General features: G+C 68.9%; 9 protein-coding genes. 2 read left to right on the forward strand and 7 right to left on the reverse strand.

Translation table 11 applies throughout. The annotated features are described in order from the left end of the window. The first annotated feature begins 176 nt into the window (after positions 1-176). Together DBV35_RS11765 and DBV35_RS11770 are read left to right on the forward strand one after the other, a co-directional pair. Positions 177-1,025 (forward strand): FadR/GntR family transcriptional regulator, encoded by an 849-nt coding sequence (locus tag DBV35_RS11765; RefSeq protein ID WP_108660307.1) that lies wholly within the window; start codon positions 177-179, stop codon positions 1,023-1,025. A gap of 162 nt (positions 1,026-1,187) precedes the next feature. Continuing rightward, a complete protein-coding gene (locus DBV35_RS11770) occupies positions 1,188-2,435 on the forward strand; it encodes a Zn-dependent hydrolase (protein ID WP_108660308.1) in 1,248 nt (415 codons plus the stop codon). Positions 2,436-2,447: 12 nt separating this feature from the next. Here DBV35_RS11770 and DBV35_RS11775 read toward each other — a convergent pair whose 3' ends face one another. The 7 genes from DBV35_RS11775 to DBV35_RS11805 form a co-directional block, all read right to left on the reverse strand. Then, positions 2,448-3,404 (reverse strand): DUF6963 family protein, encoded by a 957-nt coding sequence (locus DBV35_RS11775; protein WP_108660309.1) that lies wholly within the window; start codon positions 3,402-3,404, stop codon positions 2,448-2,450. After that, complete coding sequence (locus tag DBV35_RS11780) at positions 3,401-5,125, reverse strand: ABC transporter ATP-binding protein (RefSeq protein ID WP_108660310.1); 1,725 nt, start codon at positions 5,123-5,125, stop codon at positions 3,401-3,403. The genes DBV35_RS11775 and DBV35_RS11780 overlap by 4 nt, the downstream gene beginning before the upstream one ends. Continuing rightward, the gene (gene nikC / locus DBV35_RS11785; RefSeq protein ID WP_108660311.1) at positions 5,125-6,003 is read right to left on the reverse strand and encodes a nickel transporter permease; all 879 of its coding nucleotides are present in this window, start codon (positions 6,001-6,003) and stop codon (positions 5,125-5,127) included. Before nikC ends, DBV35_RS11780 begins: the two co-directional genes overlap by 1 nt. Then, complete coding sequence (locus DBV35_RS11790; protein WP_108660312.1) at positions 6,003-6,923, reverse strand: ABC transporter permease; 921 nt, start codon at positions 6,921-6,923, stop codon at positions 6,003-6,005. Before DBV35_RS11790 ends, nikC begins: the two co-directional genes overlap by 1 nt. Before the next feature lie 61 nt (positions 6,924-6,984). Next, positions 6,985-8,538 (reverse strand): ABC transporter substrate-binding protein, encoded by a 1,554-nt coding sequence (locus tag DBV35_RS11795; protein ID WP_108660313.1) that lies wholly within the window; start codon positions 8,536-8,538, stop codon positions 6,985-6,987. Positions 8,539-8,764: 226 nt separating this feature from the next. Then, positions 8,765-9,613 (reverse strand): MurR/RpiR family transcriptional regulator, encoded by an 849-nt coding sequence (locus DBV35_RS11800; protein WP_108660314.1) that lies wholly within the window; start codon positions 9,611-9,613, stop codon positions 8,765-8,767. Between the two features lie 79 nt (positions 9,614-9,692). Next, positions 9,693-10,952, reverse strand: coding sequence for a Zn-dependent hydrolase (locus DBV35_RS11805; protein WP_108660315.1), 1,260 nt, complete (start codon positions 10,950-10,952; stop codon positions 9,693-9,695). Positions 10,953-10,960: the final 8 nt, after the last annotated feature.

Here is a 10,960-nt window from a genome sequence, read left to right on the forward strand (position 1 = left end):
CGCAGTGGGGAATATGGCTCAGCGGTTGCATTCGTTTCGGCAGTGAGACATGAAAAAAGTCTTACGTTTAGATTAAGCCGGTCTTCCAAATTCATGGCGGGCCGGAGAAGTCGTGTTGATCCATCGACGGAGCCTGCGGATCGAAGGCTACAAGTCGCAGCGGCGGGGCGGGGCGAATGACCAACGTGCAGACTCGATCAAATGACCCGCCCGAGATCGTTCCGGCCGTCGGGAGCGGTTTACCTCCGACGATGCTGGACGAATATTACGAACAGGCCCTGCTTCTCCTCGGCGACACTGAAGAGGGCCGGAGCATCTTCGAGTCCACCCGACCGCGCTATCTCGTCGAGAAGGTCGAGGACGAGTGCGGCCGCCTCATCATCAGCCACAAGTTGAAGGTGGGCGAGCTCGTGACGCCCGACGTGCTGCCGGACACCATCAGCGGTGTCAGCCGCCCGATCTGGCGCGAGGCGATCCAGCAGCTCGCCGTGCGCGGCCTGGTACGCGCCATCAAGCGCAAGGGCACCGTGGTGACGGACCCCGGCGCCTGGAACCTCCTCGATGCCAAGGTGCTGCGCTGGTACAGCCAGACCGGACAGATCGCCGAGATCGTCGGCGACCTCGCCGAGGTGCGGCGGATGATCGAGCCGTTCGCGGCCGCCCGTTCCGCCGAGCGCGCGAGCGATGAGGACATTGCCCAGCTCTATCGGGCGATCGACGGGATCGACGCCTTCGTCGCCGGCGAGCGGGGCGACCTCATCGCGGGGATCGACCTTCATAGCGGGATCCTGAAGGCGAGCGGCAACCGGATGATCTACGGCATGGTGCCGGTTCTTCTCCACGCGCTCTACGCCATCTATCGCGGCATGTCGGTCCACGCGACGGCGTCGGCCGTCGGCGAGGTCACGCGGTATCTCCGCGCCGTGGTGGACGCGATCGCGCGGCACGACCCGACGGCGGCGGAAAAGGCAATGAACCTCGCGATCGACAAGACGCACGCCACCTTCGCGCGCGCGGCCGGCTGAGCCAAGAAGGCTGAGTCGAGGAGGCTGAGCCGGGAAGGCTGAACGCCGAGTGGCGGTCTCAGGCTGGCGCAACGCGCACAGCCGAGACAGGATCGCGGGGGAACCGACCGGCCGGAGCGCCCGTTCGCTTGATGACCGCAGGGCGCCGCGCGGAGAGATGTGATGCCCACTCCCGAACTCGCCGTCGACGGTGACCGCCTCGCAGCGCTTCTCGCCGGAATCAACCGCCACGGGGCCAACCCGTCGGCCGGCGGCTTCGATCGCCTCGCCTTCTCCCCCGCCGACATGGCCGCGCGCCGCTGGTTTGCCGAAGAGATGGCGCGCGACGGGCTCGCCGTCCGCTCCGACGCGGTCGGCAATGTGTTCGGCCGCTTCGGGCCGGCGGACGGGCCGACCGTGATGATCGGCTCCCATCTCGACACGGTGGCGCGCGGCGGCGCGTTCGATGGCGCGCTCGGCTGCGCGGTCGCGCTCGAATGCGTGCGTGCGCTGAAGGATGCGGGGCTCGGGCCGCGCCTGCCGATCGAGGTGGTGGCGACGGCCGACGAGGAGGGCCGTTTCGGCGGGATGCTCGGCTCGCAGGCGATCGCGGGCGCCGCGACCGAGGACTGGGTCGCGGGTGCGGCCGACGCCGACGGGGTCCGCCTCGTCGACGCGATGCGCGAGGCGGGGCTCGACCCGGACGGGGTCGCGGGCGCGGCGCGCGAGAAGGGTTCGATCCGCGCCTTCCTGGAACTCCACATCGAGCAGGGGCCGGTGCTGGAGGCGGAGGGCGTTCCGGTGGGAGTCGCGGACTCCGTGTCGGGCGTCTGCGTCCTCCAGGTGGAGCTTGCCGGGCGCGCGAACCATTCCGGCACCACGCCGATGGCGATGCGGTCCGACGCGTTCGTCGGACTCTCAGAGGTCGGGACCGCGATGCCTGACATCGCCGCCCGCCACGGCACCGACGAAGCGCGCATCACGATCGGCCATGTCGAGATCGCGCCCAACGCGCCGCACACGATCCCCGGCCGCGCGGTCTTCACCATCGTGATCCGGGACGTGACCATCGAAGCGATGCTCGCCTTGCGCGCGGCGGTCGGCGCGGCCATCGCGCAGGCGGCGGCCCGGCACGGGCTCGAGCACACGGTGGAGGCGCTGAGCTGGCTGAACCCCGTCCGCCTCGACACCGACCTTCACGCCCACCTCCTGGCGCTCGCGGCGAGCCTCGGCATCCGCGCCCGCTCGATGCCCTCCGGCGCCGGTCATGACGCGCAGACGATGGCCGCGATCGCCCCGACGGCGCTGATTTTCGTGCCGAGCGTCGGCGGCGTCAGCCACGCGCCGGAGGAGTTCACCGCCTGGGCCGACATCCTGCCCGGCGCGAACCTCGCGCTGCGAGCGCTCGCGGAGATTTCCGGGGCGATCTGAGCCGCGTCCAGCTCAGGCCCGGCGCGAGGGCTCGCGGATCGCGACGTTGATCGCCTCGCGCCCGCTCATCGTGACGAGCTGCCCGTTCATCGCCACGCAATAGGGCTCGAACACGATCGTGCCGATCGTCGCCCCGCCGCACTCCACCTCCGCGCCACGCGGGATCGCCGCCCCGTCCCAGCGGGGCCCCAGCCACACGTCACGGTCGACCTCGATGGAGGTCGCGTGGCCGTCGGGGGCGACGTGGATGAGCGGTTTCGGGCCATAGACAAGTGGGAGCCCGGCCGAGAAGGATATGAAGCGGTCCGAGCGGTCGGCGGGGGCGACGGCGTCGATCGCGGCGCTCGCGGCGACGAGGGCGACGGGCGCGACCGGGAAGATCGCGTTGTGGATCACGCCGACGGTGAGGCCGGACGCCTCGTCGGTGAGGAGGATCGAGCCGATATCGTCCCGCCGCATCACGCGCTCGGTGTTCGCGAGCGCCATCGACCCGTCGCGGCCGACCGCGATGACCCCGGCGTCCGCCTCCGGATTCGCCTTCACGATGCCGAGGGCGGCGTTCACGTCCGCGCCCTGCGCGAGCGCGTCGAGCACGGCAAGGTTCAGGGGGCCGCCTGTCGCGATCGGGACATTCGGCAGGCGGTGCCCGGTGATGAGGCCGGCGGAGAGGTCGCCGGGAGTGAACTGGCTGAGCGGGGCCGGCCGATCCGGCCCGCTCGACATGAGGACGGCGAGCGTCGCCTCGGCATAGGGCTCGGGCGGGAGGACGCCCGTCGTCTCGCCCGCGGTGAAGAGGGTGCGCGTGCCGCCCCGCTGCGTCTCGGCGCGCAGGAGCCCGTGCGTCGGCGAGATCGCGGCGTAGCTCACGAAGCCGCCGATGGCGCCGCGTGCGATCTGCTCCACCGCCGCCAGCGCGTGGAAGAGGGCGAGGCCGGCGCGCGGGCCGGAGACTGCGATGCCGATCGTCATTGGGCGACGAAGTGGCCGGGCGCGACTTCGGCGAGCGGCCCGCGCGGCAATGTGGCGATGTCGATGGTCGGCAGCTTTCCGCGCACGCGGGTGGGGTCTGGCGTCGGGACGGCGGCGAGCAGCGCCTCGGTGTAGGGGTGGCGGGGTGCGCCGAGCACCTCGCGCCGCGGACCGATCTCCACGATGCGGCCGCGATGCATGACGGCGATCCGGTGGCTGACCTCTTCCACGACGGCGACGTCGTGGCTGATGAAGAGGTAGGAGAGGCCGTAGGTCTGCTGCAGCTCCAGCATCAACTCCAGCACCTGCGCCTGGACGGAAACGTCGAGCGCGGAGGTCGGCTCGTCCGCCACCATCAGCTTCGGCCCGACGCCGAGCGCGCGGGCGATGCACAGGCGCTGGCGCTGCCCGCCGGAGAATTCGTGCGGATAGCGGCGGATGTGGCTGGATTCCAGGCCAACGCGGCGGAAGAGCTCTGCGACGCGGTCGGTGAGCTCGGAGCCGGAGGCGATGTTGTGGATCACCATCGGCTCGGCGACGAGCTGGCCGGCGCTCATGCGCGGGTTGAGCGCGGCGAACGGGTCCTGGAAGATCATCTGCATGTCGCGCCGCTGTCGGCGCAGCGCTCCGGTGGAAAGGCGGCGGATGTCGGTCCCGTCGAGATCGATGGCCCCCTCGTCGAGGTCGATGAGGCGCAGCACCGCGCGGCCGGTGGTGGATTTGCCCGACCCCGACTCGCCGACGAGCGCCAGCGTCTCGGCAGAGGAGAGGTCGAAGCTCACATCGTCCATTGCCTTGACGCCGGCATCCTTGCCGAAGAGCGTCCCGCCGCCGAACACCTTCGTCATCCCGGTCGCGGTGAGGAGGGGCTTGCCGACGCTCGCCGGGCTCGCCACGACGGAACGCGGGATCGCGGACTCGGCGTGCGCGCCGAGGCGGGGGACGGCGTCGAGGAGGCGGCGCGTGTAGGCCTCCCGCGGCGCCTCGAAGATCTGCCGGACCGGCCCTTCCTCGACCTTGCGCCCCTTGTTCATCACCACGACGCGGTCCGCCATCTCGGCGACGACGCCCATGTCGTGGGTGATGAGGATGATGCTCGTGTGGAAGCGGGACTTCAGGTCGCGCATGAGGTCCAGGATCTGCGCCTGGACCGTCACGTCGAGCGCCGTCGTCGGCTCGTCCGCGATGAGGATCGCGGGGTCGTTCGACATCGCCATCGCGATCATGACGCGCTGGCGCATGCCGCCCGAGAGCTGGTGCGGGAACTGGTTCATCCGCTTCTCGGGCTGGTCGAGGCCGACGAGGCGCAGCATCTCGACGGCGCGCGCGTGGGCCTCGTCCCGGCTCATCTCCGTGTGCTCCAGGAGCGGCTCCATGAGCTGGAGGCCGATCTTGAGGACCGGTGTCAGCGAGGTCATCGGCTCCTGGAAGATCATCGTGATCCGGTCACCCCGGATCTGGCGCTGCTCGCCCTCGGACATGGCGAGGAGGTCTCGCCCCTCGAACATCGCGCGGCCCGTTTCGATGGTGGCGCTGCGGCGGGGGAGGAGGCCGAGAAGGGCAAGGCTCGAGACCGACTTGCCGGAGCCCGACTCGCCCACGATCGCGAGCGTCTCGCCCCGGTTGAGCGTGTAGGAGAGGCCGCGCACGGCCCTGTTGCGTCGCGCGCCCGCGCCGAACGCGACGGTGAGGTTTTCGACGGAGAGAACGGGCGTGTCCATCAGCGGGCCCTCTGGCGGGGGTCGAGCACTTCGCGCACGCCGTCTCCGAGCAGGTTGAACCCGAGGACGGTGATCATGATGGCAAGGCCGGGGAAGATCATCATCCAGGGTGCGCGGGAGATGAGGTCGCGGCTCGACGACAGCATGAAGCCCCATTCGGGCTGCGGCGGCTGCGCGCCGAGGCCGAGAAAGGAGAGGCCGGCGGCCGCGAGCACGGCAGTCGAGACGCCGAGCGTACCGACGACGATGAGCGTCGGGAGCACGTTCGGCAGGAGGTGGACGAAGAGGAGGCGCAGATGCCCCGCGCCCGCCGAGACCGCGGCCTCGAAATAGGGCTTGTTCTTCTCCACGAGCACGACCGAGTGGGTGACGCGCGCGTAGAAGGGGATCGAGGCGATGCCGATCGCGATCATCGCGTTGGTGAGGCCGATGCCGAAGATCGCGAGGCAGGCGAGCGCGATGACGATCTCGGTGAAGGAGAAGAGGACGTCGACGAGGCGCATCAGGATGCGCTCGGTCCACTTCGAGCCGTAGCCCGCGACGAGGCCGAGGAGGAGGCCCGCCGTGAGCGAGATGCCGACCGCGATGACACCGATCTGGAGCGTGAGGCGCGCGCCGTAGACGATCCGGCTGAAGACGTCGCGCCCGAAATCGTCCGTGCCGAACCAGTGGGCGGCGGACGGCGGCTGGAGGCGGGGTCCGGCGGCCATGCGCAGCGGATCGAAGGGCGCGATCATCGGGGCGAAGAGGGCGACGACGATCAGCGTCAGGACGATGACGATGCCAATCGCGCCCGTCGGGCTCGTGATCAGCGCGTGGGGGATGGTGCGGCCCTTCGGGTCGGCCGCTTCCGTGATCTCGGGAATATCGACGGACATCAGCTGTACCGGATTCGAGGATCGAGGAGGGCGTAGAGGACGTCGATCACGACCGAGACGCAGACGACGACCGTGGCGAAGAACAGGATGAAGCCCTGGATGAGCGGGTAGTCGCGGGCGAACACGGCCTCGATCGCGAGGCGGCCGACGCCGTTCCAGGCGAAGACGTTCTCCACCACGATCGCCCCGCCCATGAGGTAGGCGAACTGGAGGCCGAGCATCGCGACGATCGGGACGAGGCCTGAGCGCAGCGCGTGGCGGTAGAGGACGAGCGCCTTCGGCAGCCCCTTGGCGTGGGCGGTGCGCACGAAATCCTGGTCGAAGATGTCGATCATCGCCGAGCGGGTGAGGCGGGCGAGGACGGCGGCGTTGGCAAGGCCCAGCGTCATCGCCGGCAGGATAAGGCTGCGCCAGTCCGAGCCCGCGACCGGGAGCCAGCCGAGATTGAGCGCGAAGAGGAAGAGGAGGAGGAGGCCGAGCCAGAAATGCGGCATCGAGACCCCGACGATCGCGAGGATCATCGCCCCCGCATCCACCATCGTCCCGCGCTTATAGGCGGCGAGGAAGCCGAGCGACATGCCGATCACGACCGCGATGAGGAGGCTGGTCGCCGCGAGCGCGACGGTCGGCGGGAAGCGGGTGAGGAGGATGTCGAGGACGGGCTGGTCGCCGACGATGGAGCGGCCGAGATCGCCTTCGAAGAGGCGCTCCATGTAGCGCACATACTGGATGTAGATCGGCTGATCGAGGCCGAGACGCTCGCGGATCGCTTCGATCTGCTCGGGCGTCGACTGGAACTTCGCGTACATGATCCGCACGGGATCGCCGGGGACGGCGTGGATCAGCAGCGTCACGGCGATGGTCGCGATCCAGATCGTGACGAGGGCGGCGAGAAGTCGTTTGGCGATGTAGCGCAGCATGCCGGCGGGTCCTCCCGGTGAGGTCGCCCCCGCGCGTCAGACGGCGGGGGCGAGAACGCAACTATTCGGCGACTTTGACGTCCTGAAACATCGGGTGGAGGAAGGCGCCGACCTTGAAGCCTTCGATCTCCGGGCGCACGGCGAAGACCCATTCCCAGCCGGGCGTGTAGAGGCCGACATGGACGGCGTTGTCCATCAGGTAGGCGATGACGTCCTGCACAGCCTTGAGGCGCTCGGCCTCGTCGATCGTGGTGCGCGTCTTCTCCAGCATCGCGTCGAGCTCGGGCGTCTGGAAGCCCGAATAGGCGCCGGGGGAGTGCCAGAGCGCGTAGAGGATGTCCGGGTCGTACCAGCCCCAGGTCATCATGTCGAAGGTGCCGGGGGTGTCCGAATCCTTCATCTCGTTCTGCTCTTTGACGCGGGCGTTCATGGTGCCGATGTCCATGATCTCGATCGCGGCCTTCACGCCGATCTGGGCGAGCTGGGCCTGGAAGATCTCCGCGAGCTTGTGGCGGTTGCCGCCGGTCCAGACGAACATCGTCGTCTCGAGCGGCTTGTCCGGCCCGTAGCCGAGCTCGGCGAGGAGGGCCTTGGCCTTCTCCGGGTCGTACGGATAGCCGTGGCTCTTGCAGAATTCCTGGTCGTTGCCGAACACGCCCTTGGCGACCGGGCACCATTCGCGCTGGCTGAGGCCGCCATAGATGATGTCGATCGCCATCTCGGGGTCGGTGCCGTAGGCGATCGCCTGGCGGGCGCGGATGTCATCGAAAGGCGGCCGGGAGATGGTGAATTCCCAGAAGACGTTCTGGCCGGTGGAGTCGGCGACGACGATGTCGAGTTCGCCCGAATCCTTGATGGCCGGAATGTCGTCGAACGGGGGCTCGGCGATGTGAACCTCACCGGTGCGCAGCGCCGCGAGGCGGGTCTGGGCTTCCGGCACGGTCTTCACGATCAGCTTGTCGATGTGCGGCGGGCCGTCATTCTCGACCGGCTTGCCGTAATTCTTGTAGTCGGGGTTCGCCTCGAGCTCGACGGTGTCGCCCTTCACCCATGAGATGAGCTTGAACGGACCGGTGCCGATGGCGGTCGAGGAGCCGAACTCGGCGTTGGTGTTGGAGTCGCAGATCATCGAGGAGAAGGAGTCGGCGAGGAACGGCAGGAACGCGCCGAACTTCGACGACATCGCGACCTTCACCGTCGTCGGGTCGACAACCTCGACGCTCTCGATCGGGCCCCAGCTCGTCTTGGTGAGGCTCGGATTGTCGCCGAAGGCGCGGTCGATCGTGAACTTCACGTCGTTCGCGTCGAAGGGCGAGCCGTCATGGCAGAGGACCCCCTCCTGCAGCGTCAGCGTGTAGGTCAGGCCGTCCTCGCTGATCTCCCAGGACTTGGCGAGGTTCGGCTGCGGCTTGCCGTTTTCGTCGAAAGCCAGCAACGTATCGTAGATCTGGTCCCACACCTGCATGGAGAGTGTGGACGTGGCGCGGTGCGGGTCGAGCGAATCGATGTCGCCATAGCGCGCCCAGACGAGTTCCTGGGCGCTTGCCGACGAGGCCGCGAAGGCGGCCGAGCCGAACAGAAAGACGGAACCGGCGAGTATTCGGGGAAGTGACATCGTGTGTGGCCTCCTGAGGGCGTGCGAGAGGTCGACAATCCGTTCGCGAGGCACTGTGCCGGTTTTGAAACTCGCCGGCAAAGATTTTTCAGATATGAGATGATTATTTTCAGTTCTGATGTTTTGTGATGAAACTTATGATGCTTGGGCCTCGCCCGAGAAACGCACGCAGCCTCTCGGCGCGGCGTGAGGGCCGGCTGCGCGCGATGGCGAGGCGAAAGAGGGATCAGTCCGGGTCGGACGGGTCGCGCCAGGCGGTGTGGATCTCTTCGATCTGGCGAAGGCGCTCGATCGCGGCGTAGCCGATCCGCCCCGCGAGCGCGGCGCACAGATAGGTGACGAGGCTGACCGCCGCCGTGTTCGACGGAAAAAGGGTCGGCCCCAGCGAGCGGCAGCGCAGGATCACGTTGGCGGACGACTTGTCACGCCCGGACAGCGCGTCGGTGATGAGGATGACGTGGGTGCCCGCCTGCATCGCCGAGCGCAGCACGTTGGAGAGCGCGCGCGAGCGGCGGCCGACGCCGAAGGCGAGCATCGTGTCGGATGAGGAGATCGAGGCGAACTCCTCCGGCACGGAGAAGCCGCCGATCGGGATCATGCGCACGTCCGGCCGGATCTTGATGACCAGCGCGCGGGCGAAATGGGCGAGGGGATAGTCGTCCCCGAAGCCGACGACCCAGAGCTTCTCGCCCTGCGCCAGCATCCGGATCGCGCGGGAAAGCTCGTCCGAGCGCTGGAGCTCGATCGTCTTGATGAGGTTGCGGACCTCGGCGTCGAGATGGGTGGAGAGGCTGAACTGGTCGCGCTGCCCCTCCTCGGCCGCCTTCGGCGCGGCGGACGGCCGTTCCTTCGGTGCGCCCTTCTGCGCGTCCTTGAAGCCGAGATAGCCGAGGCGCTGGAAGAGGCGTGCGGCGGTCGCCTTCGACACCCCGGCGCGCTGGGCAAGGTCGGTCGCCGATTCGTGCCGCAGCGTGCCGCCGCTTTCGAGGAGGAGGTCCGCGAGCTTGCGCTCGGCCCGCGGGATCTCGTCATAGGCCTCCAGGAGCCGCTGGCCGAGGGGACGCGTATCGTTCATGCCTGCTTCCTGTTTCGGAACTGAAACAATGGAAGCGTCGATTGCGTCTGGCAAGCGCGAAAGTGAGGCCTTTAGCGCCTCAGCGGTCGAGGATGCTGCCCTCGCCCGCGAGTTGCAGGACGGTGGTGAGGAGCACGTTCGCCCCGGCCTCGATCTGGTCCGGCGCGGTGTACTCGTGGACGTTGTGGCTGAGGCCGTGGCGGGAGGGCACGAACACCATCGCGGTCGGGCAGATCGGCGCGAACATCTGCGCATCGTGCCCCGCCCCGGACGGCATCCGCTTCACCCCGAGGCCGAGCCCGGCGGCATTCTCGGCGACGAGATCGACAAGGCGCGTATCGAACCGGACGGGCTCGAAGCGGGCGAGGGACCGCGCCGCCATCGCGCAGCCCTCCGCCTCCACCGCCGCCTGCGCGCCCTCGTGGAGGCGGCGCTCGGCGCGCTGGAGGTCGCGCTCGTCGGTGTGGCGCAGGTCCACCGTCAGCACCGCCTTGTCCGGCACGACATTGACGAGGTTCGGCTCCACCATGATGGACCCGACGGTCGCGACCTGGGGCGGGCCGGCCTCGGTCGCGATGCGGCGGGCGAGAAGGGCGATCTCCGCCGCAACGACGCCCGCGTCGTGGCGCATCGCCATCGGCGTCGTGCCGGCATGGTTGGAGACACCCTCGATGGTGAACTCGGTCCAGGAGATGCCCTGCACCCCCTCGACCGCGCCGATGGCGTATCCCTCGGCCTCCAGAACCGGCCCCTGCTCGATATGGAGCTCCAGGAAGGCGGCGGGGCGGATCGCGCCGACGGGGAGGTCCCCGCGATAGCCGATCCGGTCGAGCTCCTCGCCGACGCGGGTCCCGTCGATCCCCTTGGCGCGCAGCATGTCGTCGAGCGGCAGCGCGCCGGTCTGCGCGCCCGAGCCCATCATGTCGGGCGCGAAGCGGGCGCCTTCCTCGTTGGTGAAGGCGGCGACGGCGATCGGGCGGTGGGTCGTGATGCCGGCATCGTTCAGCGTCTCGACGATCTCGAGCCCGGCGAGGACGCCGAGCGCGCCGTCATAAAGGCCGCCGGTCGCCACCGTGTCGATGTGCGAGCCGAGGAGGATCGGCGCGGCGTCGCTGGATCCCGCGCGCGTGCCGATGATGTTGCCGATCACGTCGACCTCCACGCTGAGGCCGAGATCGCGCATCCAGGAGACGAGCCGGTCGCGCCCCACCTTGTCTTCATCGGTGAGGGCGAGGCGCTTCACGCCGCCGCCAGGCAGCGCGCCGATCGTGCCGAGTGCGGCAAGCCGGTCCATCAGCCGTGCGCCGTCGATCCTCAGATTGCCACTCATCGTCGTCATCCTCCCGA

Source organism: Acuticoccus kandeliae, assembly GCF_003073115.1.

What these genes read in the sequence shown, in the direction of transcription:
- DBV35_RS11765 (WP_108660307.1), top strand. Translation starts at nt 177, where the DNA reads ATGACCAACGTGCAGACTCGATCAAATGACCCGCCCGAGATCGTTCCG.
- DBV35_RS11770 (WP_108660308.1), top strand. Translation starts at nt 1,188, where the DNA reads ATGCCCACTCCCGAACTCGCCGTCGACGGTGACCGCCTCGCAGCGCTT.
- DBV35_RS11775 (WP_108660309.1), bottom strand. Translation starts at nt 3,404, where the DNA reads ATGACGATCGGCATCGCAGTCTCCGGCCCGCGCGCCGGCCTCGCCCTC.
- DBV35_RS11780 (WP_108660310.1), bottom strand. Translation starts at nt 5,125, where the DNA reads ATGGACACGCCCGTTCTCTCCGTCGAAAACCTCACCGTCGCGTTCGGC.
- nikC (WP_108660311.1), bottom strand. Translation starts at nt 6,003, where the DNA reads ATGTCCGTCGATATTCCCGAGATCACGGAAGCGGCCGACCCGAAGGGC.
- DBV35_RS11790 (WP_108660312.1), bottom strand. Translation starts at nt 6,923, where the DNA reads ATGCTGCGCTACATCGCCAAACGACTTCTCGCCGCCCTCGTCACGATC.
- DBV35_RS11795 (WP_108660313.1), bottom strand. Translation starts at nt 8,538, where the DNA reads ATGTCACTTCCCCGAATACTCGCCGGTTCCGTCTTTCTGTTCGGCTCG.
- DBV35_RS11800 (WP_108660314.1), bottom strand. Translation starts at nt 9,613, where the DNA reads ATGAACGATACGCGTCCCCTCGGCCAGCGGCTCCTGGAGGCCTATGAC.
- DBV35_RS11805 (WP_108660315.1), bottom strand. Translation starts at nt 10,952, where the DNA reads ATGACGACGATGAGTGGCAATCTGAGGATCGACGGCGCACGGCTGATG.